Consider the following 23,657-nt stretch of genomic DNA (forward strand, 5'->3'; position numbering starts at 1 on the left):
CCTTCCGTGCATGTAGGCGAATCCATTCGTCAGGCTCATGCTACGAAGCGAGCTTTTCCGAGCTGTTTCGCACTCTTTAGAGCTGCGTTAAAAACCCGATGCAACCGCACGACCATACCCGCCAAAGAGGGACAGGTTTTGACGATGTGCGCGCAAGCGGGTATTATCGAACATGTATTCGATAATAACATGTGTTTGATGGGAGGAAGCGTGGCGCACGAGCAGCACACCTACATCTGCATCGACCTCAAGACGTTTTATGCCAGCGTCGAGTGCGTCGATCGTGGGCTCGATCCGCTCACCACCAACCTGGTCGTTGCCGACGAATCGCGCGGGCGCACGACCATCTGCCTCGCCATCACGCAGTCCATGAAGGGCCTCGGGATACACAATCGCTGCCGTCTGTTCGAGATTCCCGACGGCATCGACTACATCAAAGCCGTACCGCGCATGCAGCACTACATGGAGGTGTCGGCGCAAATCTACGGCATCTATCTGGAATACGTGAGCCCGCGAGACATTCACGTCTATTCAATCGACGAGTGTTTTATCGACGTGACGCCCTATCTAGACCTCTACCATACCGATGCCGAGGGGTTCGCCTGCATGTTACGCGACGAAGTCCTCGCGCGTACCGGCGTCACGGCGACGGTCGGCATCGGCCCCAACCTATTCCAGGCCAAGGTAGCGCTCGACATTACCGCCAAGCACGTACCCAGCCGCATCGGCATACTCGACGACGGGACCTTTCGCAAGGAGATCTGGCCCCATCGCCCCATCACCGACATCTGGGGCATCGGCCCCGGCGTGGCAGCCCGCCTCGAAAAGTACGGCGTCTACGATCTGATGGGTGTCGCCGCGCTCGACGAAAACCTGCTTTACGATGAGCTCGGCGTCAATGCCGAATATCTTATCGACCACGCCTTTGGGCGCGAGCCAACGACCATCGCCGATATCCAAGCCTATCGCCCGCAAGCGACCTCGACCACCACGGGGCAGGTGCTCTCGAAGGGCTATGCCTACGAGCAGGCCTACACCGTCTTGCGCGAAATGGTCGATGCCGCCGTGCTGGATTTGATCGACAAGCACGTGGTGTGCGACAGCATCTCGCTCTTTGTGGGCTATGCAAGCGAGCGCGCCGACATACGCCGGCTCAACGTCAGCGGCACGGCGCAGTATATAGACGGCTGCGGACACCTGCGCTCGAGTACCTCGGGCATCGAACCCGCAGCGACCGACGGCTCCGAGCTCGCGCCCCGTGCTCCCAAGCCCGTCCAGCGCGATGACGAAAGGCGTCGCCTGGTGCGCGAAGCGCAGGCAATCGATGGCATCTTTGTGGGAGAGCATGGCGGCAAACCGCGTGGTGGCTATGCCGCACTCTTTGCGCACTCCAACGCCTCGCGAAAGCTGCCCGAGCGCACTAATTCGTTTAAGAAAATCATGGGCTATTTCGATGAGCTCTGGGCGCAGACCGTCGATCCCAAACGACCGGTCAAGCGCATCAACCTTGGATTTGGCAACCTCATGCCCGAGGAATTTACCACCATCGATCTGTTCAGCGATATCGAGGCCGATGAGCGCGAGCGCGACCTGGCGCGCGCCGTCCTGGCCGTGAAAGGCAAGTACGGCAAAAACGCGCTCGTCAAGGGATTAAGCTTTACCGCCGGCGCCACCGCGCGCGAACGCAACGACCAAATTGGAGGACACCGTGCCTAAACCCAAACAACAGCCCGTGCGCCCGCCGACCGCCTTCGAGCGCCTGGCAGACCCCGAGGGAAGACACCGCGCCGCCGACCCCAGACTCACCGCCAACGGTGCCGTGCGCGCCAACCGCGCCGCACAGTTTATGCCCTTTGCCGCCCTCACGGGATACTACGAACTCGTGCGCAAGCAGGAGATCACCGTCGAGCCCAAATGCGAACTCACGGAAGAAAAAGCCCTCGAGCTTTCGAACAAGCTCGAGGGCCTCAAACGTGGCGACCTAGTCCGCGTCACCTATTACGATACGTACGGCTATCGCTCCCGCACCGGCATCCTCGACGAGGTACTCCCTGCTTTCAAACTCCTCAAGCTCAAAGACATCGCCATCGATTTCGATGACATTCAAGACATCGAACTGCGCGGACGAGCCTAGACAAGGAAATGCATCCAAGGCGGCACTTACAGCGTCATGACGTAGTAACCCGCGTCCTTCACGGCCGCCACGAGAGCGCCGCGATCGATCGGCTGCTTAGAGCGCACGCGTGCCGTGTGGTCCGCGTACGTTACCGTTGCCCACACGCCATCCAGTGCATTCAGGGCATTGGCCACGTTCTGAGCGCAGCCATCGCAGCTCATGCCGCCGATGAGCAACTCATCGCTATAGGGATAGTGGGACGGATCGGTATCCGCAACCACTACCTTCTTGGCCTTCTTACCGCTCGCGCCATCGCTGCAGCAGCTCTTTCCGTGTGCCGAAGCGACAATACGCCGCAGGCCAAAGAACATGCCAACGACAATCGCGGCAAACACGATGATATTTGCAGGGTTTAGCAAGTCTTCCATGCGCTCCCCTTTCAAGTAGCCCTATCTAGATACCCCCATGGGGTGTCCCCATCTTAACCCAAAATCATGTCCGTTCGGTCAATTAGTTTCCCTCTTCAAACTTTTTTTGTTGACCAAGGCTTACTTTCGTGTATAAGTTTTCCTAGGCTAACAGTTTAGATTCGTAAGGAGCGCCGTGACTCGAACCATAGACATCCCAACGTTTCAGGCAGCAGTCGTGCGCAACTGCTCTCCCACACTCGCGGGCATCAAGCCGGCATCGCTCTTTACCTATCCCGGCGTCTACGCCCATCAGGATGGTTCGGGCGCGACCGCGCCAATCACAGAACGCCGCGCGCGCCTGCTCAACGTTATCGCCCAGTGTAATAGCGAGCTTGACCCGCTTGGCATCCACCTGAGCGTTTTGGTCTGGCGGCCCTGCGGAGCGCTCGTGTACGTGTACCGAGCCAAAAGCCTCACCACCTATTTCGCAGACCCTCGCGCCCAAACGGCGCTCGCCTCGGAAGGCTACGACACGGGAGACCTTTCGACATGCCTTGTGCATTTGGCATCACGCATCACGCTCGCGAGCAATAACGCCGCGGAAAGCGCATGCGGCCAAACCCGATGCGCATTGGACCATCAAGCTAGCTGCAGCAAAGACTGCACCTGTGAGTTCCCACACGAAATAGGCTACTTCCTTGGATATCCCTACGACGACGTGCACGAGTTTATCGTCCAGCGCGGCGAGAACTACAAGGTCTTTGGGGCCTGGAAGGTCTACGCAAATGTCGAGCAGGCACTTGCGACGTTTGATGCCTACCGTGCCTGCACCCAATACTTCACCTTTGTCTATCAGCAGGGCTGCAGCCTGGCGCAACTTGCCCAGGCAACCCGATAGAACGTACAAACCGCGGCAAGCGCCGCACGACCGAAAGGACAAAACATGAGTAAGATCGCCGTCGTCTATTGGAGCGGCACGGGCAATACCGAGGCCATGGCCAACTTCGTCGCCGAGGGCGCAACCGGTGCGGGTGCCGAGACTGAGGTCATCCCCTGCGCCGACTTCTCTGCCGACAAGGCCGCCGAATATGATGCCTTCGCCTTCGGCTGCCCCGCCATGGGCTCCGAGGAGCTTGAGTATGACGAGTTTCAGCCCATGTGGGACGAGGTCAAGGAGACCCTCGGCGACAAGAAGGTCGTCCTCTTTGGCTCCTATTCGTGGGCCGAGGGCGAGTGGATGGACAACTGGAAGGCCGACGCCGACGAGGCCGGCGTCAACGTCGTGGACTCCGTCATTTGCTACGATGCGCCCGACGATGAGGGCGAGGCGGCCTGCAAGGCCCTCGGAGCCGAGCTCGCGTAACGAAACCAGGCCTCCAAAAGAGCCTGTATCACAGCGTATCCCCATCCCTACAAAAGAGCGGGGGCTGGATTCAAGTCCAGCCCCCGCTCTTTTGTAACGGCAGTTACATCAACCGGCTACGAAATATTGCCCAAGAACGCCTTGGTGCGCTCGCTCTTGGGGTGGTCGAAGACCTCGCTCGGCGTACCCTCTTCCACAATGACGCCGCCGTCCATAAAGACGACGCGGTCGGCGACATCGCGGGCAAAGCCCATCTCGTGCGTCACGACGATCATGGTCATGCCGTCGCGCGCCAAGTCGCGCATGACGCCCAGGACGTCGCGCACGAGCTCGGGGTCGAGTGCCGAGGTGGCCTCGTCAAAGAGCATGACGTGCGGGTTCATCGACAGGGCACGGGCGATGGCAACGCGCTGCTGCTGGCCGCCCGAGAGCTGGCTCGGCATAAAGTCGATACGCTCGGCAAGACCGACCTTGGTCAGCTCCTCGACGGCAATCTTCTCGGCCTCTTCCTTGCTGCGCTTGAGTACCTTCTGCTGCGCAAGCATGACGTTCTTTTTGACTGACAGGTGCGGGAACAAATTGAACTGCTGGAACACCATACCCAGATGCGTGCGCACCTTGTTAAGGTCGACGCCCTTGGCGCACACGTCCACACCCTCAACGACAATCGAGCCACTCGTGGGATGCTCCAGACGGTTGATGCAGCGAAGCATCGTCGACTTACCCGAGCCCGAGGGACCCAGAACCACGACGACCTCGCCCTTATGCACATCCAGATCGATATCTCGCAGAACGACGTTATCGCCAAAGGCTTTCTGGAGGTTCTTGATACTGACGACAACCTCGTTCGAGTTATTGGTTTCGCTCATGATAGGACCTCCTTACAGACCGGCGATGTGATCGGCGGGCGTCGCGACAACCTGTCCGGCGCTCTTGGCGGGACGCTTCTTCTTGGTCTCGGCCGTGCCCAAAAGCCTTGCCTCAAGACCGCTCACCAAGCGAGCGAGCGGCAGGGTGATGACCAGATAGAACAGGGCGGCAACCACGTACGGTGTAATGGAGCCCGTCGTGGCCACGATGGTGCGGGCGTTCATGACGATCTCGACCACGCCCACGGCCGCGAGCAGCGACGTATCCTTGTAAAGCAGGATAAATTCACTGGTCAGCGTAGGCAGGACATTACGGAACGTCTGCGGAATCATGACATAGAGCAGCGTCTGGAACGCGTTCATGCCCAGCGAACGCGCAGCCTCGTTCTGGCCCTTGGGGATCGACTGAATACCGGCACGGAAAATCTCACACAGATAGGCAGACGAATTCATGGCCATGACGATGACGCCCAACACATAGTCGTCAACCTTGACGCCGGCCAGCGGCAGGCCAAAGAACGCGATGTAGATCTGCAGGAACGCCGGCGTACCACGGATGATATTCACATAGATGCCGGCAAGGCAACGCAGGATGCGCGACTTGGAAATGCGCATGAGCGACAGGGCAAAGCCAAAGGGAATTGCCAGCGGAAACGCCACGAGCACGATCGAGAGCGACATGAGGAAGCCTTTGAAGACGATCGGCAGGCTCTGGACCAAAATGACCGGGTTCAGGAACAGGCGCAGGAACATGTTGGAATTCCATGCCTCGACCCACGGCTGCTCCTTAAGGTCGGCCAGGAAGTTATCGAATGCCGTCACGCCCTTGATCTCCACCGACGGAATCTTGGAGATCTTCTTGGTCGAACCATCGGCCAAAGTGTAGGTGCCGCTAAAGGCCTCGTCGCCGCCCTCGACGGGGAAGGTCACGCCGTAGACCTCGACGCGGAAATAGCCGCCGGCCGGAGCCGTCTCGCCAAAATCGATCTTGAGCGTCTGGCCGTCGACCTTGCACGTGGGCTTCATGGGCGTACGGTCCATAAGGTCATCGCCCGAGAGCATCGTCAGACGCGTGTCGTCCGCATCAAAGGTCGTGCCATCGGCAAACGTCAGCGAAAGACCGCTCAGTTCCTCGTCGGCATCGGCCTGGACCTCCCAGGTGATACGAGTCTCGGTGCCACCGACTACGTCGCTACCCGAACCGGTATTGGGTCGGGCGGTGATCTTTGCGGTCTCAAGTGCCTGAGCAGTCGAGGGCACGCAGGCTCCCGCGCATACCAGGGCGAGCACCACAGCCAGGGCACAGGCCAGCTTTTGGAGCATCGAGGGCAGTGGATGGCTCTTGCCCATGGCTCCTTGGTTCAATCGAGACAAGGTGGCTCCTAACGTTTAAGTTGCCGACATAACGGGGCGGGATGACGCCCATTCAAGAAACGCAAAGGCCCTCTCCGCCAAAACGGAAAGGGCCCGCGTGCAATCAAGTAGCTATTTTACTTGATGTTGTACTTAGCCATAAGGGCGTCAACGGTACCGTCATCGGTCAGGTCCTTGATAGCCTGGTTGATGTCGTCCTTGAGCTTAGTGTTGCCCTGGTTGATGGCGATGGCGTACTCCTCGCCGGTGCTGATCTGCTTGATGGTCTGGCAGGTGTTGAACTGCTCGGCGGTCAGTTGGCTGGCGACGGAGCGGTTGGTGACCACAGCGTCGCCCTTATCGGACTGCAGGGCGCTGAAGCACTCGGTAGCGTCCTTGTAGGGGACGATCTTTGCCTTGGGGAAATTCTCCTGGGCAAAGGCCTCGGCAGTCGAGCCAGACTGGACGATGATCGTGGCGTCGGCGTTGTTGAGCTTCTCGCTGTAGTTGTCGGCCGTGATGTCGGTGTTATCGACCTTGGTCACGATAGCCTGATCGTCCATGTAGTAAGAGTCGGAGAACGCGACTTCCTTCTCACGCTCGGGCGTGTCGGTGATAGCCGCGATGGCGACGTCGTACTTGGCGCCCGAAGCAACGCCGGGGACGAGCGTGTCAAAGTCGTTGTTGACGTACTCGACATCCAGGCCCAGCTTGTCACCGATAGCCTTGATGAGCTCAAGGTCAAAGCCCTGGTAATCGCCGTTGTCATCCTTGTACTCAAACGGCGCGTACTCGGCAGAGGTGCCGACGGTGAGCGTACCGTCCTTGACGAGTGCATACTCCTTGGAGCCGTCGACCTTCTCGACCTTCACGTCATCAGAGCCGCTGGAACCGGCATCGGAACCAGAGGTGGCGTTGGACGAGCCGCAGCCCGTCAGTGCGAGGGCGAGCGCCATGACGCCCGTGGCGGCAAATGCGCCAAGCTTCTTGAGCTTCATAATCAGTCTCCTTCCGGTGACCCCGTTTGATTCAGAGGTCTGCAAAAACTGTTGGCTATTATGCACCCGGAATTACGAATCTGCAATGAGAAAACTGATTGAAACAAACCCATAACGTGAATGGAATACTCTACTTTGTGACAGTCATTACTGCTGCAATGACCTTAATAGTCTAATTTCAGCTGCATAACCTGCAAGTTCGTTCGGAGTCTCCAAAATAAACGGCAGCGAACGCAAACGGCCATTCGATACAATATTCTGCATAACCTGCATACCGCCACCAAATTCCTCGCTGCCAAGGTATCCCTTGCCGATGCACTCGTGACGATCTTTATGGGCGCCACAAGAGTTCTTCGAATCGTTGATATGTACGGCATGCAAGCGATCGATACCCACCACGCGGTCGAACTCGTCGAGTACGCCGTCCAGATCATGGATGATGTCGTAGCCGGCATCGCTCACATGGCAGGTGTCCAAACAAACGCCCAGCTTATCGGACAGCTCTGGGCGCTTGGCGGCAACGCCCTCGATAATGCACGCCAGTTCTTCAAAGCTACGGCCCACCTCGGTGCCCTTGCCTGCCATGGTCTCGAGTAATACCGTCGTCTGCTGCCCCTCAAACATCACCTGGCACAGCATGTCGACAATCATCTGAATGCCGACGTCGGAGCCCTGTCCCACATGCGCACCGGGATGGAAGTTGTAGTAGTTGCCGGGCAGTGCTTCCAGACGCTGCAAGTCCTCGGCCATTGCCTCCAAGGCAAACTCGCGCGCCCGCTCTTTGGCAGAACAGGGGTTGTAGGTATACGGGGCATGCGCCACCAGCGGTCCAAAGTCGTTTTGTGCCATAAGCTCGCGCAGAGCCGCCACGTCATCCATGTCAAGTTCTTTTGCCTTGCCACCGCGCGGGTTGCGCGTAAAGAACGCAAAGGTATTGGCGCCAATGGATAGCGCCGTCTCCCCCATTGCCCGATAGCCCTTCGTCGTCGAAAGATGACACCCGATCGTCAGCATCTCCAGCTCCCCCTCATCAGTTGCGGTGAAATACGGTCTATTGGTGCCTTATTTTGGCGCAAACAGACCGTATTCCACCGCAAGATATATAAGGGCATCAGGGGCACGGTCCGCCGAGCCCCCCCTGAGCACCAGCACCGCAGCCTAGAGCGTCAAGCGAATCGCATCGATGATCTGCGCACAGCGCTGCGTGGCGGCAAGAGGCATAACGGGACTCTCGAGTTTCCCCGCCCGGATGAGCTGGGTCGCATGCTGAATTTCGCCGTAGAAATCATCGACCTCAAACGGGGCATTAATTTCGAGCATTCGTCCGTCGGAGTACTTCACATGGGCGAGCTCGGGGCGATGGAGGCGCTCGATTTCCACCGAACCCCGTTCGCAAGCAATCATTAAGCGGCTTTCATATGCTGCTTTGCCGTCGCACACCATATGAATGGGCATACCGCCGACACTCATATGGATCTCATCGGCCCAATCCACGCGGCCGCCTAATACGTCACGCCAGCGAACTTCACGAGACGAAACATCGCACGCACCCGCAAGCAGATCCTCAAACCACCCGACCGCATAGCAGCCCATGTCATATAGACAGCCACCCTGCAACGGATCGAGCAGATAACTCGAAGGGGACTCACCATAATCGAGTTTTTGCACGCTTTCGATCGAGACGATACAGCCGAGCTCGCCCGACGCAAGCAAACCCTTCACGCGAGTATGCATCGGACAAAACCGATTTTTCATCGCCTCCATAAACGGCACACCGCACTCACGGGAAACAGAGGCGATCGCATGGGCCTCTTCTTCATTCAAAACGGCCGGCTTTTCGCACAGCACGGCCTTTCCCGCGCGCAGTGCCCGACAAGCCCAATGCGCATGCATGCCATGCGGAATAGCCAAGTAGATTGCATCGACATCGGGATCGGCAATCAACGCATCATAAGCCGCATCGCCGCTATCGTCAGCCGTGGCATAACTGTGCGCGGCATCAATCGAAAACGCTCGACAAAATTCCTCGACATGTGCAGGAGTGCGGCCGGCCGCAGCCACCAGCCGTGCCTCGTCGACCTTCTTGAGCGACGATGCAAATCGATGCGAAATGTGCCCAGCGCCCAAAACGCCCCAACGAACCTCACGCAAATCATCACATGAATCCCGATAGCCCACGACAGCCCCCTTCAGTTGCGACGAAATAGTTCCTGCTATCGCCCTATTCTGCCGCAAACAGGAACTATTCCATCACAAGATATAAAAGGGTCATGAGGAGCGAGTTTTGCTGAAGACTTTAAGCGCGGCCGTTACGGGGCCAGGCTGAAAACGGCGGCGTACGTCGTCCAAGCGCCCGGGGATATCGATGTGCTGCGGGCAGTGACGTGCGCATTTGCCGCACTTGACGCAATTGCTCACCAGCTTGGGCTCGTTCGTCCGCACCGCGCTCGCCGTAAAGTATTGAGACAGCCCCGTAAACCAACTATGCGCGTAACTCGCGTTGTAGGCGGCAAAGCAGCCGGGAATATTGATGCCCTTGGGGCATGGCATGCAGTAGCCGCACCCCGTACAGGGTACGCGATTCGATTTCTCAAACTCTCCTAGCACACGCGCGATGGTATCGAGCTGCTCTGTCGTCATAGAATCCGGCAGCGCGCGATCCGCCAGCACCGCGTTCTCGTCCACCTGCGCGGTATCGGTCATGCCCGAAAGCAGCATCGTGACTTGAGGATGGTTCCACACCCACGAAAGGCCCCAAGCAGCCGGCGACTTCAGGTACGGATCGCGTACGTCATCGAGCACGGCGCGGGCCCGCGGAGGCAGCTTGCCCGCCAGGCGTCCACCCAAAAGCGGTTCCATCACAAACACCGCGAGCCCGCGCTCGGCGGCTGCTATAAGTCCCGCCGTCCCCGCTTGGTAGCGCTCTCCAGCGTAGTTGTACTGGATCTGGCAAAAATCCCAGTCATACGCGTCAAGCATCGTGAGGAAGTCCGCCGCACTGCCGTGGTACGAAAAACCTATCTGGCGAATACGCCCCGCAGCCTTTTGGTGCGCAATCCAGTCCTCGATGCCCAACGCCACCACGCGCTCCCACTGGGCGGGCGAGGTGATGTTGTGCATAAGGTAGTAGTCAATATGGTCGGTCCGCAAACGGTGCAGCTGCTCGTCAAAAAAGCGGTCGAAATCCTCCGCACATTTGCACGAAGCGTGCGGCAACTTAGTCGCCAGCAACACCCGGTCGCGCAGCCCCAAGCGCTCAAGTGAGGCGCCCACGCACACCTCGTTACCGGGATAGAGATACGCGGTATCCAGATAATTAATCCCCTGCTCCACCGCACAGGAAATGATGGCATCGGATGTCTTCGCATCGGGGTGTCCCGGCGCACCGGGAAATCTCATGCAGCCCAGACCCAGAGCGGATATTCGGTTACCACTTTTGGGGTCAACGCGGTATTGCACGGCCCCTCCTTTCGCCATCAGCACCCCGGCAAGACGAAACACAATGGTCACGCGGCCGAAACATCGTGGAATCGCAATCGAGAACGTATCGTAACGCAGCAGAAATCGAGCTGTCACGGCACCGCTTTAACATCAGCAAAAAGCCCGATGAAAGGAGCCGCCCATGCCCGCGCTCGACCTTTGGAACCTCGCCTCCCAGCTCAAAAGCACCGATTATCGCTGGGTCGACCTCACCCACACGCTCTCATGCGACACCCCGCACTGGTTTGGCTTTAAGCCATTTGAGTCCACCAAGCTCTTCGACTACCTGTCCGGCACGCCCGAGGACATGCTCGCGCCCATGCGTTGCTTCCAGTATTCGGTCGCCTCGCAGTACGGCACCCACGTCGACGCGCCGCGCCACTTCCATGTCGAGGGTCGTTCCCTTGGAGAGATTGAACCCATCGAGTTTATGCATCCGCTCTGCGTGATCGACAAGCATGAGGAGTGCGCCGCGAATCCCGACTTTATCCTGACCATCGAGGACCTCAAAGCCTGGGAGGATGAGCACGGTCGCATTCCCGAGGACGCTTTCGTCGCCTTCCGCTCCGACTGGTCCAAGCTCGCCGACCTCGAGAACAAGGACGAGGACGGCCAGCCCCACTACCCCGGCTGGGACTTCGACGCCATCAAGTGGCTCGTTGAAGAGCGCGACATCGGCGCCATCGGCCACGAGCCGGCTGACACCGACCCGGCGAGCGTGACCACGCGTGAGGACGCCTACCCCTACCCCGGCGAACAGTACATCCTCTCGGTCGACCGCTATCAGATCGAGGTCATGGACCATCTAGACGAGCTTCCCGCCACGGGCGCTGTCATCTTCTGCACCTTCCCCAAGGTGCGCGATGGCGTTGGATATCCCGCGCGCGTTTTTGCGGTCTGCCCTGCAGCGTAGCGTCCAGGCAAACGTTTCTTTTTCATAACAGCTGCTCCGCGCACCCATCAATCACCCCGGCAGCATACAATCCATCAGGCGCCCCTTACGCGGGCGCCTTTTATATGGGGAGATGATTCATATGCAGATCAACAAGGTCGCCTTTATCGGCAAGGGTGGCGTCGGGCTACTCTACGGCAGCATGATCGCCCAGGCACTCGGCAACGATGCCGTCGAATACGTCATGGACGACGCTCGCTTTGAGCGCCATGCGAACGATGCACTCACCGTCAACGGCAAGCCCTGCGCGCTCAAGTCCGTCCGCGCGAGCGAGGCGACGCCCGTCGACCTGGTCATCCTCACGGTCAAGACAACCGGGCTCGATGTGGCGCTCAAAACCCTGGAAAGCGTCGTGGGACCCGACACGCTGATCGCGTCGCTGTGCAACGGCATCACGAGCGAGCAGAAGATTGCCGAGCGCTTTGGCTGGGAGCACACCGTCCTTGGTATCTGCCAGGGCATGGACGCCGTATTCCTCAACGGGGAGCTCACCTATACCAATGCCGGCGAGATCCGCTTTGGTGCGGCAGCGGGCACCGACCCCGCAACCGTTATCGCCATCGACGAGCTCTACACGCGTTGCGGCATCGCCCATACCGTCGAGCACGACATCGCACATCGCATGTGGGCCAAACTCATGCTCAACGACGGCATCAACCAGACCTGTATGGCCTACGGCGGCACCTACGGAAGCGCTACGGAGCAGGGCTCCGAGCAGCTCCGCAGTTTTGTCTCCGCCATGCGCGAGACGCTTGCAGTCGCCAATGCCGAGGGCATCGAGCTCACCGAGGCAGACCTAACGCAGATGGTGCGTCTCATAAAAGGGCTCGATCCCGCCGGCATGCCCTCGATGGCGCAAGACCGCGTCGCAAGGCGCAAAACCGAGGTTGATGAGTTTGCGGGCACCATCTGCCGCCTCGCGGCCAAGCACGGTATCCAAGTGCCGCAAAACGAATGGCTCCATTCGCGCATCCGCGAAATCGAGGCCAGCTGGTAGTGCTCGACGCACCGCAGCCAACAGCCTCAAGAGCAAAGCCGCCGCAAGAGGCACTCCCCTTGCGGCGGCTTCTTTCTTCATCTATGACCAAAACCAGTTTCGCAACCGCTAGCGCCGCGCCTGCGGCGTCTCGTCCTCGTCATCGCGGCAAAGGGTCACGCCCGCACTTCCCAGCAGCGCTGCTGCGATGAGCGCGCCGACCACAATAGGAGCAGCCCCGCACGAGCCCTGCATGCCTGCGACAAACGCAGCTGTAGGGCCAAGACAGCCAAGTACCAATGCGACGGCGGCGATAGCGATATCTCGAGCGTTCATGAGACCACTTCCTCCACGAGAAAGACCTTATTTCTCATGAACCAGTGTGCCCCGCATGCATACGCCCAGCGTACCGCCACGGTAAGGGCTCTGTTAACTCAAACGCACATAAAGAAAGGGCGGCTTTACGTTGCCTAAAAGCTCAGTAAAGACGCCCGCCCATCATGTGCGTATTTTGCTTATGGCAGATTACCAACCGGTGTAGTAGTCGGTGGTTCCGGCAGCGCAGCCGGAGTCATAGACCTTGCAATCACCCTTGGAGCCCGTAAAGGTCGAGCCCTGGGCCATATCGCCCGCGGCAACAACGTAATAGCCGTCGGAATCGCGCCAGAAGCCCTCAGAATCCTGCGTCCATTCGCCCGTGCGGTGGTGATACAACACGTTGCTGCTGTAATAAGTCTCGCGGCGGCCGTTATAGTTATTGACGCCGCTCGAGCGCGTCAGACCCGAGCCGTTCGCGTAATACGCAGCAGACGTGTAAGACGAGCCGGAGCCGGCGTTGTAATACGAAGCCTGGGCGGCCTCGGCAGCCTCCGCCTCGGCGGCAGCGGCCTCGAGCGCTTCGCGCTTGGCATTCTCAAGCGCAGTGCGCAGCTCATCGAGCTCGGTCGACTTCGCGTCGACCTCCCCCATCGTCAAAAGGCTGCCCGCACCATCGATACAACCCTGCAGCACAGCGTGCTCGTCATCGGTGGCATAGTCACCATACATGTTTAGGATAATCTGAGCGCGTATCTCAAGGGAATCGCGCTTGGCCTCCATCGAGGCGTTCCACTCCTGCATGGAACCATAACCATCGCCGCGATAATCAACGGGCTGTACCAGCGTCGTCTCGGACGGCGTAGATCCAACCGTATCGGACAGTGTTGCCGCGTGGGCATCAGTTGTGCCGGCGCCCGCCAAAAGCGCCACGATCAGAGCGGCGGAAAGGGCGGCGGCTTTCGGTTTTCGTGAATCGATCCTCATGTAGCTGGAAACCTCCGTAGTGCGTTTTTGCTGCGTTTGAGCTGCGTGTGATTCGATCGCGCTGCATAGTACCTCGAGCAAATCGCGACCTGCGGTTTTACTCAAAAGGCGCACGTCAATTGCGTAAAACTCACATCCTCTCAACAGGAGTTTTCCACAACTCGAATGCATAAAGCATGCCAAAAACCCTGTAATAGCGCCCTTCCTATGCAAAAAAAGCGCCTGCGCAACCATTGCTTGCGCAGGCGCCTTGAGCAGGCATTTTATGCAGTTATACCTATCGAGTCGCAAGGGGTCCTTGCACAAGTCGCCTTACTCGTCCAGCGCGGCGAAGGCCTGCTTCAGATCCCAAATGATGTCCTCGGCGTTCTCGGTACCGATGGAAAGACGGATCGTGGAGGGCGTGATGTTCTGCTCGGCGAGCTCCTCGGCAGAGAGCTGGGAGTGCGTGGTGGTAGCCGGGTGCACGACGAGCGACTTGACGTCGGCCACGTTGGCGAGCAGCGAGAACACCTGCAGATGATCGATGAACTTCCAAGCTGCCTCCTGGCCACCCTTAATCTCAAAGGTGAAGATCGAAGCGCCGCCACGGGGGAAGTACTTCTGATAGAGCTCGTGATCGGGGTGCTCAGGCAGGCTCGGGTGGTTCACCTTGGCGACATGGCTGTCACCAGCCAGGAACTCAACGACCTTCTTGGTGTTCTCGACATGGCGGTCGACGCGCAGCGACAGGGTCTCGGTGCCCTGGAGCAGGACCCAGGCGTTGAACGGGCTGATGCAGGCACCCTCGTCGCGCAGCAGGATGGCGCGGACATAGGTTGCGAAGGCGGCGGGACCGGCAGCCTCGGCAAACGAAACACCATGGTAGGAGGGGTTGGGCTCAGCGATCTGGGCGTACTTTCCGCTCGCCTTCCAATCGAAGTTACCGCCGTCGACGATCACACCGCCCAGCGAGGTGCCGTGGCCGCCGATGAACTTGGTTGCGGAGTGGACAACGATGTTGGCGCCATGCTCCAGCGGACGGAACAGATACGGGGTGCCGAAAGTGTTGTCGACGACAACCGGCAGACCGTGCTTCTTGGCGATCTCGGAGATGGCGTCGATGTTGGGGATGTCAGAGTTGGGGTTGCCGAGCGTCTCGAGATAGATGACCGTGGTGTTGTCCTTGATGGCACCCTCAACCTCTTCCAGGTTATGAGCATCGACAAACGTGGTCTCGACGCCAAACTGGGAGAGCGTATGCTCGAGCAGGTTGTAGGAACCACCGTAGATGGTCTTCTGAGCCACCACGTGGTCACCAGCCTGGGCAAGAGCCTGCAGGGTATAGGTGATGGCAGCAGCGCCGGAGGCGACGGCAAGACCGGCCACGCCACCCTCGAGTGCGGCGATACGGTCCTCGAAGACGCCCTGGGTGGAGTTGGTCAGACGGCCGTAGATGTTACCGGCGTCGGCAAGACCGAAGCGATCGGCGGCGTGCTGGGAGTTGCGGAACACATAGCTCGTGGTCTGGTAGATAGGCACGGCACGGGAGTCGGATGCGGGGTCGGCGCTCTCCTGGCCAACATGAAGCTGCAGGGTATCGAAACCAAAGGTGTGCTCGGGGTTGTTGATGAACTGGCTCATGATGATCTCCTTGATCGAACGAAAGTAAATAAATAAGAGAAGAGTAAGTCGCTGTCTCCTGATCACGCCAACGGGCGCAAACAGGAGCCCGGCATTCGTCTTGGCAAGCAGTTCATATGCGGTCCTCCCTTTGACATCCCGGTTCCGTGGTCGGCTTAATTACCTACCGCCTTTGTGTGTTTTGAATAGTACGAGCATTGTTTCGCTCGGTCAATCACTTAAAAGCGCTAACCTGTTATCGGTTTTTTAGATAGCTATCGAAAGGACGGGCACCGATGACCCTCCAGCAGCTTCGTTTTCTGATCGCCGTGGCAGAGTCCGGCTCAATCAACGCCGCAGCTCAGCGCCTCTATACCGCTCAGTCCAACATCTCAAACGCCGTCAAAAGCCTAGAACAAGAGCTCCATCTGGAGATCTTTACGCGCTCCAGCCGCGGCGTCACGCTCACCAACGACGGCACCGAGCTTTTGGGCTATGCGCGCCAGGTCGTAGAGCAGGCCGACATGCTCGAGGCACGCTACGAGGACGGTGGCACCCCGCAAGCCCGCCTCGCCATTTCCGCCCAGCACTACGCCTTTTCGGTCGAGGCCTTTGTCAACGTAGTCGAGCGCTGCCGCGACAGCAAGTTCGAGTTCATCATGCGCGAGACCACCACATCGCAGATCATCGATGACGTCCGTGCGTTTCGCAGCGATATCGGCATTCTGTATCTGGATGACTTTAACGCCCGCGTTCTGCAGAAGGCCTTCGCCGATGCCCGCGCAAGCTTCCATCCCCTATTCGACGCGACGGTCCACGTCTTCGTTAGCGAGCGCCACCCGCTCGCACGCCGCCCGCAACTGTCCCTTGCCGACCTCACACCCTATACGCGCTACAGCTTTGAGCAGGGAACCTCAAACTCCTTCTATTACGCCGAGGAACCTTTTAGCTATATCCCTTGCGACCGCAACATACGAATCTCGGACCGCGGAACACTTACTAACTTACTTATCACGTCGAACGGTTACACCCTGTCGACCGGTGTCCTCTCCAATGAAATGCAATGGGGCATGGCATCGATCCCGCTAGCAGACGCCCCAACGATGCGCGTTGGCTACATCATGCACGACGAGCGCAAGCCCTCTCTCCTCTTGCAGCAATACCTCGACGAGCTCAACCGCATCATCCATGCCAACTAACAGTCGGAAGACGGGGTAGAAATCGTAGATTGCTGGCCCCCGGCGGGCATGGCGCTACAATGGTCACTCACGTGAAATGCACTCAACGAAAGGAAGCCCGTGAAGGTCATCATCTACACCGACGGCTCGGCCCGATCAAATCCGGGACGCGGCGGCTACGGCGCCGTGCTCAAATACACCAACCCCGCCGGCAAGACCTTCACCTCCGAGCTTTCGCGCGGCTACGCCAAGACCACCAACAACCGCATGGAACTCATGGCGGTCATCGTGGCGCTCGAGGCGCTCAACCGCCCTTGCGAGGTCGAAGTCCATTCCGATTCGCAGTACGTCGTCAACGCCTTTAACAAGCACTGGATCGACGGCTGGAAAAAGCGCGGATGGAAAACCGCCAACAAGCAACCCGTCAAGAACCGCGACCTGTGGGAGCGCCTACTCACCGCCAAAAGCAAGCACAAGGTTGAGTTCATCTGGGTTAAGGGTCACGCCGGTCACGAGCTCAACGAGCGCTGCGATGAGCTCGCCACCACGGCGGCCGACGGCAGCAACCTCGATATCGACGCCGGCTTTAACGAGAGCGACCTGTAATAGCGTTTTCGCGCAGCTTTATATCCCCACGCGCTACACTCATCCTGTAGACCAAACAACGCAAGGGGGACGTATGCTGCGCATCGCGACCATCGGCACATCCATGATCACCGACGACTTTATCCAAGTCGTCAACGCCAACGACCAAGCCGCGTTTGTGGGCACGCTTTCACGCGATGCCAATCGCGGTGCCGCCTTTACCGCCGAGCGCGGTGGCGAGCGAAACTTTACTTCACTCGATGAGCTCGCGGCAGCCGCCGACGTCGACGCCGTCTATATCGGCAGCCCTAACGCACTTCATTACGAGCAGGCCCTTGCCTGCATCGCCGGTGGCAAGCACGTCATCGTCGAGAAGCCCTTCTGCGCCACCGAAGCGCAGGCGCTGGAAGTCTTCCGCGCTGCCGAGGCAGCAGGTGTCGTGGCCCTCGAGGCCATGCGTCCCCTCCACGACCCCGCCTTCCACGCCATCGAGGACGCCCTGGGCGAGATCGCCCCCATCCGCCGCGCCTCATTGCGCTTTGGCAAATATTCCTCGCGCTACAACGAGATTCTCGCGGGACGCGCCACCAATATCTTCGATTGCAATATGGCATCGGGTTCCCTCATGGACATTGGCGTCTACACCGTCGAGCCCATGGTCGAGATTTTCGGCATGCCCTCAGGCCTTACGAGCATGGCTACTCTGCTCGACCCCGCCACGCGACAGCTCACGCACGGCCCCATCGACGGCTGCGGTTCCATCCTCGCCAGCTACGGCGGTGGCCGTATCTCCGTCGAGCTCGCGCACTCCAAAATAACGAATGACCTGCTGCCCTCGCAGATCGAAGGCGAGCGTGGCACCATCCAGATCGACCATCTGTCCACGCCCCGCAACGTCCGCATCGACTATCGCGGCGATGTCGTACGCGGCTCGGCGACCGAGGCACCGCGCGAACAGGGCGACAACGGCCGCGTGCTCGACCTGCCCAAATCGAGCAACACTATGGAATACGAACTCACAGACTTTATCACCGCCATCGGCGGCATCGATAACGTTAAGGAAGAGATTTGGGAGACCCCGGCGGGACGTCACGAACTTGGTCACTACCGCGATGTCACGCTCGTCTCATTGCGCATCATGGATGCCGTGCGCCAGCAGGCCGGCATTACCTTCCCGTCCGACGCAGGCAAGCAGGCCTAACGATGGGCTTCTTCGATGCGTTCTTCTCCAGCGTCACTGGCGGCAGTCGAGAGCCTCAAAAACCATCAAACATTGAGCTCGAGTTGCGCCGCAGGCTTACTGTGCTCGCAAGCGACGAGGCCACTCAAGACACTCCCCTGCGCTATTTCCTGCGCTGGGCGGGGCAAGTCCAGGGCGTTGGTTTTCGCTTTACCAACACCAACCTCGCGCAGGCACGCGCACTCACCGGCTGGGTGCGCAACATGGAAGACGGCTCGGTCGAGATGGAGATACAGGGAGCTCCGGCAAACATCCTATCTCATCTCGAGGCGCTTCATGCCTCCTACGAGCGCATGGGAACGCGTTTTCGCCTCGTAGAAGCCCAGGCCCAAGCCCCACTTGCCAATGAAGACAGTTTCATTCCTCGTTATTAGTATTGTGTGCTAAATACGGTATCATTTACCTACGACCGTTGATAGAAAAGAGGCGAGGCGCATGGCGGTGCAAAGAAGGAATACCAAGCAGCGAAAGCTGGTTCTTGACGCCGTGCGCCAAAGCTACAACCATCCCACCGCCGACGAAATCTACAACGTCGTGCGCGCGCAGGATGACAAAATCAGCCGCGGTACGGTCTACCGCAACCTCAATCTCTTGGCCGACGCCGGCGAGATTCTCTCCATCAAGACGCCGGGCGGAAGTCGTTTCGATCGCACCATCGAGCCGCACGCACATATCATCTGCACCTCGTGCAGCCGCGTCATCGACGTACCGCTCCCCTTCGATGCCCAGCTCGACGCCAAGGCGTCCGAGCAAATCGGTTGGAGCGTCATCTCGCACTACACCATCTTCGAGGGTCTCTGCCCCGACTGCCGGTAGATGTTTGGGACATGTCTACTCAGCAAGTAGACGACGCAGCTCTTCTTCGACCGTGCGCACGTAGCGGACACGGTCATTGACACCGCGCATGCTGGGATTGCAGCTCTCCATCAGATAGGGATGGCCCACCACGTTGAGCATGTCGCGATCGTTTTCGTTATCTCCAAACGCCATCATTTCGTCAGGCGAGATCCCCAGTGCACGGCCATAATCGGCAAGCGCGGACCCCTTGCCCGAACCGAAACCGATAAAGTCCGTCCATTCGGTTCCCGACGTCATCACGTCAACACGGTCGCCAAAGAGGCACTCAAAATACTCCAGCGCCGCCGGCTGCTCCGCCTCGGGCGTCTGGAAGGCAATCTTAATGACATTCTCGTCAATGTCTTCGGGACGGTCGACTACCGCCACATCACAATGGACCTCATAACGCAGGTGGTCAACAAACGCATCGTTGCCGCTCATGGTGTAGAGGTGTCCCTCGCACGAAAGGGTCACGTCGGCATGGGGGTACGCAACCACGGCATTCGCGATATCCATGGCCAGGCCACGCTCCATAGAACGCTTGACCACGGCACGCCTCTCGCTCATGACCAGGGCTCCGTTTTCGCATACATAGGCGAGTTCATCGGCCACCGGGGCAAACAGGTAGCGCAGGCTCGCGTATTGGCGACCGCTCGCCGGCATAAACACGATACCGCGACGATGCAGCTCATCGATAAGCTCAAAGGCCTCGGAACGCGGCTCGCGCTCCCCCGGATGCAGCAACGTGCCGTCCAAATCGCATGCAATCAGCTTGATTCCCTCAAGACCCATATGCTTCCCCCAAAGCCTCCTATCAACAGCAAGACGGACCTTGATCGGTCACCCCTCAAAGCCCGTCTTGCGCATACGCGCGCTTAGTCGCGCGTCTTTTTAACGATGGTAAAGTCCGGAGCCATGCTCACGACAACATCGGCCGCGCTCGACGCAAAGCGTCGACCCGCATCGAGCTCGTGCGAAACAATCGAGATTCGAGCTCCCTCGACACCGCGAAGCATACGGCCCAAAACCGGCTGCACCGGCGTATACATGCGCACGGTATGCTCATCCGAGTCACCCCGGAAGAGCGGCGCATGCATGTTGCCGATCTCCCAGCACGCATGCGCGAGCGCAATCGGATCCATGCGGTCGACTTCGACCAAATAAACCTCGGCGCTGCGCAGGCGCACGACAACCGCCACGGGCACCATGCCCGAACGGTCAATGGCGAGCACGTCGCCATCGGCAAGACGACCGCCGTCGGCAGTATCCAACCGAACATCGATCGTGCGCCCCAGCTCCGTCACGCCCACAAACGCGCATGCATCAGCCTGGTCCCAATCGAGCAACAGCTCGTCAACTTCAAAGACACCGCCCAGCTCCCGGCGAAGCAGGAGTTCATAGGACGGATCGTTGAGATTTCCCAAGCATGTCGTCGAAACCAAGCGTTCAGGCATACTCTAGCCCTCGACCTCGACGAGCTCGATATCAAAGTTGAGGTCCTTGCCGGCCAGCTCGTGGTTGGCGTCGAGCGTCACGGCCTCGGGCGTTACGTCGATGACCACGGCGGGGACGGGCATACCGCTCGGCGTGGACAGGAAGAGCTTCATGCCCTTCTCGATCTGCTCGATATTGGGAACCTGCTCGGCCGGGAAGGTCAGGACCATCTCGGGGTTGTGCTCGCCGTAGGCATCGGCAGCCGGGATGTGCACAGTCTTCTTCTCGCCCACCTGCATGTCGACCACGGCGGCGTCGAAGCCCTTGATCATCTGACCGGCGCCGCAGGTGAACTCCAGCGGCTCGCCGCGATCGTAGGAGCTGTCGAACTGCGTGCCGTCGTCGAGCGTGCCGCGATAATGGGTCTTGACCTTCTTGCCCTGGTTGGACATGGTAACCTCCGTAATAAGGGCGGCGCACAACACGGGCCGCCATGAACATATGGCGCTAACTATACCCTAGTCATACAATTCAAGGACAGTTTGCAAAGAAACGCTGCAACCGGAGGAATCATGGCATATCCCGTATTTGACCTACACTGCGACACCGCCGACCGCATCGGCTGGGCCACGCTCGATCTCGACCTGCGCTTTACCGCCGGCACCGACGGGTATTTCCCCGGCGACGAGACACATCCGCAAGATTTCGACCTCATCGAGGGCAACGCCTGCGCCATCTCGCTCGCAAAGATCGGCAACACGCCGTGGGCACAGTGCTTCGCCACGTTTGTCCCCGACGAGATTCCCACCGCCCACGCCGCGCGCTTCCAGGCGCAGATCATGGCGCATATGAGCGGCCAGGCAATGCTCAACCACGACCACATGGTCAATGTACGCAGCGCCGCCGACATTCGCCCTGCGCTCAAAGACGGCAAGGTTGCCTGCATCCACACCATCGAAAACGCCACGTTCTTTGCCGAGGACCCCGCGCTGATCGAGGTGCTCAAGAGCCTGGGCGTGCTTATGTCCTCACTCAGCTGGAACGCGCAGGGACCGCTCGCGAGCGGTCACGACACCCACGCCGGCCTTACCGCCGCCGGCATCGAGGCACTTACGCAGATGGAGCACGCCGGCATGGTACTCGACGTCTCCCACCTCAACGACGAGTGCTTTGACGAGGTTGTCGCCCACGCCACGCGCCCCTTCGTCGCCAGTCACTCCAACTCCCGTGCGGTTTGCGGCGTCAAGCGCAACCTCACTGACGACCAGTTCCGCACCATTCGCGACATGGGTGGCATCGTCGGCCTCAACTACTGCAGCGAGTTCCTTTCCAACGACGCAACCGACAAAACCGCCGCAGACGTCACCTTCGACCAGCTAGCGGCACATATCGAACACTGGCTTGACCTGGGTGGCGAGGACGTCATCGCGCTCGGCGGCGACTGGGACGGCGCCACGGTGCCCGCTTTCCTCTCCGATGCCAGCAAGATGCCCGAGTTCCAGAACATGCTCTCCAAGCACTTTGGCAAGACCGTGATGCAAAAGCTCTGCAGCGACAACGCGCTTGCCTTCTTTGAGCGTTATTAATTTCACATCCCTTGAGCGGGCCGGCATGCCGAATGGTCGACATGCCGGCCCGTCCCCAATCTGAAGGACCGCTTTTGACGCAGCAATTTACGATTTCCGTATCCCGACCGGATGGCACATCCATCCCCGTCGTCGTTACTAAAAAGCGCGTCAAGAACTTTAACCTACGTGTCACATCGAGCGGTGAGGTCCACGCCAGCGCGCCGCTCGGCGCCAGCCGCGAGCGTATCGAAGCGTTTGTGAAGCGCAACAACGCCTGGATTATCAGCCGACTTGCCCAGCGCGGGCAACGTCAGGCGACGGCGCGAGAGTCGCTCAGTCCCTCGACCATCATTGCACTTTGGGGCAAGCCCATCACGGTACAGGACGCACTCGATCACAACTTTGCATCGCCCGCACGGCGGCCCAAGCAGGCCACCTTCGCAAGTTTTATGGGTATCGACGAATCGGACGAAGGCCCGCAGGCCAAGCGGCGCGCAATCCTCGACGGCCTAACGTCCGACGAGCTCCAAGCCCACATCGACCAGCTCTATACGTCCGAGGCCACCGCAGCGCTACGCGACATCGTGCACGCGTACGAAATCGCAATGGGCGTCACCGTGGCCCGCATCTCCGTGCGCAGCATGAAAACGCGCTGGGGATCATGCACGCCCAAATCCGGCGCCATTCGCATCGCGCGCGAGCTCGCCGCCTACCCCGTCGAATGCCTCGACATGGTTGTCGCCCACGAGCTCGTCCACTTGCTCGAGCCAAGCCACAACCAGCGGTTTCACGCCCTGCTTGACACGTACTGCCCTAACAATAGAGCTCTGTCGCAGCGGCTCAAGCAGCCACCCATAGAGTCGTATTAGAACCGGTTAGCGCACACGCTCGATCTCGACGCCGCAGCTTGCCAGAGGCAGGCCAACAGGAGCCCACGGCTTATCGAGCTTTATGCGCACACCAAGCAGCGAGGGATAACGGCGCAGCAGCATCTGGGCTGTCCCCTCGGCTGCCGCCTCGATGAGCTTAAACGTATGCTCGCGCAGATAGCCATCGACATCGTGGCACACCGAGCCGTAGTCAATCGAGGCATCCAGGTTATCGTGCTCCCCCGCCGCGCGCAGGTCGGCATAGAGCACCAGAGAAACGATGAACTTCTGACCCAGCGCATTCTCCTCGGGATACACGCCATGGTTGGCAAAAACCTCAAGGCCGTCAATGACAATGCGATCGGCATGGCGCAGATCGTCATAGCTCACGTGGGGCACCGCCGCTGCGGTGGATATTTCGCCCCTTCCACGGCGGGCGAGCTCAGCACCTTCAGTCTTGGTTGCATTCTCGGGCAGTTTCTTGTTACTCAACGCGATCGTCTCCTTCGTTTAGAACCCCGACCG

The 23,657-nt window shown here is 59.3% G+C and carries 27 protein-coding genes; 13 read left to right on the forward strand and 14 right to left on the reverse strand.

The genetic code is table 11. From position 1 onward, the window contains the following. Positions 1-189 precede the first annotated feature (189 nt). Both I2H81_RS04920 and I2H81_RS04925 read left to right on the forward strand, forming a co-directional pair. Positions 190-1,716, forward strand: a complete 1,527-nt coding sequence (locus I2H81_RS04920; RefSeq protein WP_411266928.1) for a Y-family DNA polymerase — start codon at positions 190-192, stop codon at positions 1,714-1,716. Beyond that, on the forward strand, positions 1,709-2,134 hold the full coding sequence (locus I2H81_RS04925; RefSeq protein WP_271817476.1) for a hypothetical protein: 426 nt from the start codon (positions 1,709-1,711) through the stop codon (positions 2,132-2,134). Before I2H81_RS04920 ends, I2H81_RS04925 begins: the two co-directional genes overlap by 8 nt. A 26-nt stretch (positions 2,135-2,160) precedes the next feature. Here the strand turns inward: I2H81_RS04925 and I2H81_RS04930 are convergent, their stop codons facing one another. After that, positions 2,161-2,544, reverse strand: a complete 384-nt coding sequence (locus I2H81_RS04930) for a heavy-metal-associated domain-containing protein (RefSeq protein WP_195644771.1) — start codon at positions 2,542-2,544, stop codon at positions 2,161-2,163. A 175-nt stretch (positions 2,545-2,719) separates the two neighbouring features. Here I2H81_RS04930 and I2H81_RS04935 point away from each other — a divergent pair, with 175 nt between their 5' ends. Both I2H81_RS04935 and I2H81_RS04940 read left to right on the forward strand, forming a co-directional pair. After that, entirely contained in the window at positions 2,720-3,424 is a 705-nt protein-coding gene (locus I2H81_RS04935; RefSeq protein WP_195644772.1) for a DUF3793 family protein, read from the forward strand. A gap of 45 nt (positions 3,425-3,469) precedes the next feature. Continuing rightward, positions 3,470-3,889 (forward strand): flavodoxin, encoded by a 420-nt coding sequence (locus I2H81_RS04940; RefSeq protein ID WP_195644773.1) that lies wholly within the window; start codon positions 3,470-3,472, stop codon positions 3,887-3,889. Positions 3,890-4,005: 116 nt separating this feature from the next. Here I2H81_RS04940 and I2H81_RS04945 read toward each other — a convergent pair whose 3' ends face one another. The 6 genes from I2H81_RS04945 to I2H81_RS04970 form a co-directional block, all read right to left on the reverse strand. Next, a complete protein-coding gene (locus I2H81_RS04945; protein WP_055251428.1) occupies positions 4,006-4,758 on the reverse strand; it encodes an amino acid ABC transporter ATP-binding protein in 753 nt (250 codons plus the stop codon). Between the two features lie 12 nt (positions 4,759-4,770). Continuing rightward, a complete protein-coding gene (locus I2H81_RS04950; RefSeq protein WP_229108073.1) occupies positions 4,771-6,108 on the reverse strand; it encodes an ABC transporter permease subunit in 1,338 nt (445 codons plus the stop codon). Between the two features lie 140 nt (positions 6,109-6,248). Then, positions 6,249-7,109, reverse strand: coding sequence for an ABC transporter substrate-binding protein (locus tag I2H81_RS04955; RefSeq protein WP_195644774.1), 861 nt, complete (start codon positions 7,107-7,109; stop codon positions 6,249-6,251). Between the two features lie 147 nt (positions 7,110-7,256). Then, positions 7,257-8,123 (reverse strand): deoxyribonuclease IV, encoded by an 867-nt coding sequence (locus I2H81_RS04960; RefSeq protein WP_195644775.1) that lies wholly within the window; start codon positions 8,121-8,123, stop codon positions 7,257-7,259. Positions 8,124-8,267: 144 nt separating this feature from the next. Then, on the reverse strand, positions 8,268-9,287 hold the full coding sequence (locus I2H81_RS04965; protein WP_271817477.1) for a Gfo/Idh/MocA family protein: 1,020 nt from the start codon (positions 9,285-9,287) through the stop codon (positions 8,268-8,270). 90 nt (positions 9,288-9,377) lie between these two features. After that, positions 9,378-10,568, reverse strand: coding sequence for an aldo/keto reductase (locus I2H81_RS04970; RefSeq protein WP_195644776.1), 1,191 nt, complete (start codon positions 10,566-10,568; stop codon positions 9,378-9,380). Positions 10,569-10,731: 163 nt separating this feature from the next. Here I2H81_RS04970 and I2H81_RS04975 point away from each other — a divergent pair, with 163 nt between their 5' ends. Together I2H81_RS04975 and I2H81_RS04980 are read left to right on the forward strand one after the other, a co-directional pair. Beyond that, complete coding sequence (locus I2H81_RS04975; protein ID WP_195644777.1) at positions 10,732-11,502, forward strand: cyclase family protein; 771 nt, start codon at positions 10,732-10,734, stop codon at positions 11,500-11,502. Positions 11,503-11,623: 121 nt separating this feature from the next. After that, a complete protein-coding gene (locus I2H81_RS04980) occupies positions 11,624-12,538 on the forward strand; it encodes a ketopantoate reductase family protein (protein WP_229108074.1) in 915 nt (304 codons plus the stop codon). A gap of 108 nt (positions 12,539-12,646) precedes the next feature. On the opposite strand, the gene I2H81_RS04985 is transcribed toward I2H81_RS04980, so the two are convergent. The 3 genes from I2H81_RS04985 to I2H81_RS04995 all read right to left on the reverse strand — a co-directional run bounded on the left by I2H81_RS04985 (position 12,647) and on the right by I2H81_RS04995 (position 15,442). Beyond that, positions 12,647-12,853 carry a hypothetical protein gene (locus I2H81_RS04985; RefSeq protein ID WP_195644779.1) on the reverse strand — a complete coding sequence of 69 codons (207 nt, stop codon included), beginning with the start codon at positions 12,851-12,853 and terminating at the stop codon, positions 12,647-12,649. A 189-nt stretch (positions 12,854-13,042) separates the two neighbouring features. Beyond that, positions 13,043-13,819, reverse strand: a complete 777-nt coding sequence (locus I2H81_RS04990) for a hypothetical protein (RefSeq protein ID WP_195644780.1) — start codon at positions 13,817-13,819, stop codon at positions 13,043-13,045. 312 nt (positions 13,820-14,131) lie between these two features. Then, on the reverse strand, positions 14,132-15,442 hold the full coding sequence (locus I2H81_RS04995; protein ID WP_117716543.1) for an O-acetylhomoserine aminocarboxypropyltransferase/cysteine synthase family protein: 1,311 nt from the start codon (positions 15,440-15,442) through the stop codon (positions 14,132-14,134). A gap of 275 nt (positions 15,443-15,717) precedes the next feature. Here I2H81_RS04995 and I2H81_RS05000 point away from each other — a divergent pair, with 275 nt between their 5' ends. The 5 genes from I2H81_RS05000 to I2H81_RS05020 all read left to right on the forward strand — a co-directional run bounded on the left by I2H81_RS05000 (position 15,718) and on the right by I2H81_RS05020 (position 19,240). Then, positions 15,718-16,620 (forward strand): LysR family transcriptional regulator, encoded by a 903-nt coding sequence (locus I2H81_RS05000; RefSeq protein ID WP_195644781.1) that lies wholly within the window; start codon positions 15,718-15,720, stop codon positions 16,618-16,620. A gap of 99 nt (positions 16,621-16,719) precedes the next feature. Further along, positions 16,720-17,205: a ribonuclease HI gene (gene rnhA / locus I2H81_RS05005; RefSeq protein WP_089572983.1), complete on the forward strand. Its 486-nt coding sequence runs from the start codon at positions 16,720-16,722 to the stop codon at positions 17,203-17,205. A gap of 73 nt (positions 17,206-17,278) precedes the next feature. Continuing rightward, positions 17,279-18,385: a Gfo/Idh/MocA family protein gene (locus I2H81_RS05010; RefSeq protein ID WP_117779257.1), complete on the forward strand. Its 1,107-nt coding sequence runs from the start codon at positions 17,279-17,281 to the stop codon at positions 18,383-18,385. A gap of 2 nt (positions 18,386-18,387) precedes the next feature. Further along, a complete protein-coding gene (locus I2H81_RS05015) occupies positions 18,388-18,798 on the forward strand; it encodes an acylphosphatase (protein ID WP_117655275.1) in 411 nt (136 codons plus the stop codon). Between the two features lie 61 nt (positions 18,799-18,859). After that, positions 18,860-19,240, forward strand: coding sequence for a Fur family transcriptional regulator (locus tag I2H81_RS05020; RefSeq protein ID WP_195644782.1), 381 nt, complete (start codon positions 18,860-18,862; stop codon positions 19,238-19,240). Between the two features lie 15 nt (positions 19,241-19,255). On the opposite strand, the gene I2H81_RS05025 is transcribed toward I2H81_RS05020, so the two are convergent. The 3 genes from I2H81_RS05025 to I2H81_RS05035 all read right to left on the reverse strand — a co-directional run bounded on the left by I2H81_RS05025 (position 19,256) and on the right by I2H81_RS05035 (position 21,147). Beyond that, positions 19,256-20,053, reverse strand: coding sequence for an HAD-IIB family hydrolase (locus tag I2H81_RS05025; protein WP_195644783.1), 798 nt, complete (start codon positions 20,051-20,053; stop codon positions 19,256-19,258). Positions 20,054-20,136: 83 nt separating this feature from the next. Then, the gene (locus tag I2H81_RS05030) at positions 20,137-20,715 is read right to left on the reverse strand and encodes an urease accessory protein UreE (RefSeq protein WP_195644784.1); all 579 of its coding nucleotides are present in this window, start codon (positions 20,713-20,715) and stop codon (positions 20,137-20,139) included. A gap of 3 nt (positions 20,716-20,718) precedes the next feature. After that, positions 20,719-21,147, reverse strand: coding sequence for an FKBP-type peptidyl-prolyl cis-trans isomerase (locus I2H81_RS05035; protein ID WP_035138874.1), 429 nt, complete (start codon positions 21,145-21,147; stop codon positions 20,719-20,721). 120 nt (positions 21,148-21,267) lie between these two features. On the opposite strand from I2H81_RS05035, the gene I2H81_RS05040 reads away from it, so the two are divergent. Both I2H81_RS05040 and I2H81_RS05045 read left to right on the forward strand, forming a co-directional pair. Next, on the forward strand, positions 21,268-22,281 hold the full coding sequence (locus I2H81_RS05040; protein ID WP_195644785.1) for a dipeptidase: 1,014 nt from the start codon (positions 21,268-21,270) through the stop codon (positions 22,279-22,281). 74 nt (positions 22,282-22,355) lie between these two features. Then, entirely contained in the window at positions 22,356-23,132 is a 777-nt protein-coding gene (locus tag I2H81_RS05045) for a M48 family metallopeptidase (RefSeq protein ID WP_195644786.1), read from the forward strand. A gap of 6 nt (positions 23,133-23,138) precedes the next feature. On the opposite strand, the gene folB is transcribed toward I2H81_RS05045, so the two are convergent. Next, positions 23,139-23,624: a dihydroneopterin aldolase gene (gene folB, locus I2H81_RS05050; protein WP_195644787.1), complete on the reverse strand. Its 486-nt coding sequence runs from the start codon at positions 23,622-23,624 to the stop codon at positions 23,139-23,141. Positions 23,625-23,657: the final 33 nt, after the last annotated feature.

This window comes from Collinsella aerofaciens (assembly GCF_015561195.1).
Lineage (GTDB): Bacteria > Actinomycetota > Coriobacteriia > Coriobacteriales > Coriobacteriaceae > Collinsella > Collinsella aerofaciens_AC.

What these genes read in the sequence shown, in the direction of transcription:
- I2H81_RS04980 (WP_229108074.1), top strand. Translation starts at nt 11,624, where the DNA reads ATGCAGATCAACAAGGTCGCCTTTATCGGCAAGGGTGGCGTCGGGCTA.
- I2H81_RS04990 (WP_195644780.1), bottom strand. Translation starts at nt 13,819, where the DNA reads ATGAGGATCGATTCACGAAAACCGAAAGCCGCCGCCCTTTCCGCCGCT.
- I2H81_RS04975 (WP_195644777.1), top strand. Translation starts at nt 10,732, where the DNA reads ATGCCCGCGCTCGACCTTTGGAACCTCGCCTCCCAGCTCAAAAGCACC.
- I2H81_RS04940 (WP_195644773.1), top strand. Translation starts at nt 3,470, where the DNA reads ATGAGTAAGATCGCCGTCGTCTATTGGAGCGGCACGGGCAATACCGAG.
- I2H81_RS04985 (WP_195644779.1), bottom strand. Translation starts at nt 12,853, where the DNA reads ATGAACGCTCGAGATATCGCTATCGCCGCCGTCGCATTGGTACTTGGC.
- I2H81_RS04960 (WP_195644775.1), bottom strand. Translation starts at nt 8,123, where the DNA reads ATGCTGACGATCGGGTGTCATCTTTCGACGACGAAGGGCTATCGGGCA.
- I2H81_RS04945 (WP_055251428.1), bottom strand. Translation starts at nt 4,758, where the DNA reads ATGAGCGAAACCAATAACTCGAACGAGGTTGTCGTCAGTATCAAGAAC.
- I2H81_RS05035 (WP_035138874.1), bottom strand. Translation starts at nt 21,147, where the DNA reads ATGTCCAACCAGGGCAAGAAGGTCAAGACCCATTATCGCGGCACGCTC.
- I2H81_RS04930 (WP_195644771.1), bottom strand. Translation starts at nt 2,544, where the DNA reads ATGGAAGACTTGCTAAACCCTGCAAATATCATCGTGTTTGCCGCGATT.
- I2H81_RS04995 (WP_117716543.1), bottom strand. Translation starts at nt 15,442, where the DNA reads ATGAGCCAGTTCATCAACAACCCCGAGCACACCTTTGGTTTCGATACC.
- I2H81_RS05000 (WP_195644781.1), top strand. Translation starts at nt 15,718, where the DNA reads ATGACCCTCCAGCAGCTTCGTTTTCTGATCGCCGTGGCAGAGTCCGGC.
- I2H81_RS05030 (WP_195644784.1), bottom strand. Translation starts at nt 20,715, where the DNA reads ATGCCTGAACGCTTGGTTTCGACGACATGCTTGGGAAATCTCAACGAT.
- I2H81_RS04950 (WP_229108073.1), bottom strand. Translation starts at nt 6,108, where the DNA reads ATGGGCAAGAGCCATCCACTGCCCTCGATGCTCCAAAAGCTGGCCTGT.
- I2H81_RS04920 (WP_411266928.1), top strand. Translation starts at nt 190, where the DNA reads ATGTGTTTGATGGGAGGAAGCGTGGCGCACGAGCAGCACACCTACATC.
- I2H81_RS05020 (WP_195644782.1), top strand. Translation starts at nt 18,860, where the DNA reads ATGGCGGTGCAAAGAAGGAATACCAAGCAGCGAAAGCTGGTTCTTGAC.
- I2H81_RS05040 (WP_195644785.1), top strand. Translation starts at nt 21,268, where the DNA reads ATGGCATATCCCGTATTTGACCTACACTGCGACACCGCCGACCGCATC.
- I2H81_RS04955 (WP_195644774.1), bottom strand. Translation starts at nt 7,109, where the DNA reads ATGAAGCTCAAGAAGCTTGGCGCATTTGCCGCCACGGGCGTCATGGCG.
- I2H81_RS05015 (WP_117655275.1), top strand. Translation starts at nt 18,388, where the DNA reads ATGGGCTTCTTCGATGCGTTCTTCTCCAGCGTCACTGGCGGCAGTCGA.
- I2H81_RS05010 (WP_117779257.1), top strand. Translation starts at nt 17,279, where the DNA reads ATGCTGCGCATCGCGACCATCGGCACATCCATGATCACCGACGACTTT.
- I2H81_RS05025 (WP_195644783.1), bottom strand. Translation starts at nt 20,053, where the DNA reads ATGGGTCTTGAGGGAATCAAGCTGATTGCATGCGATTTGGACGGCACG.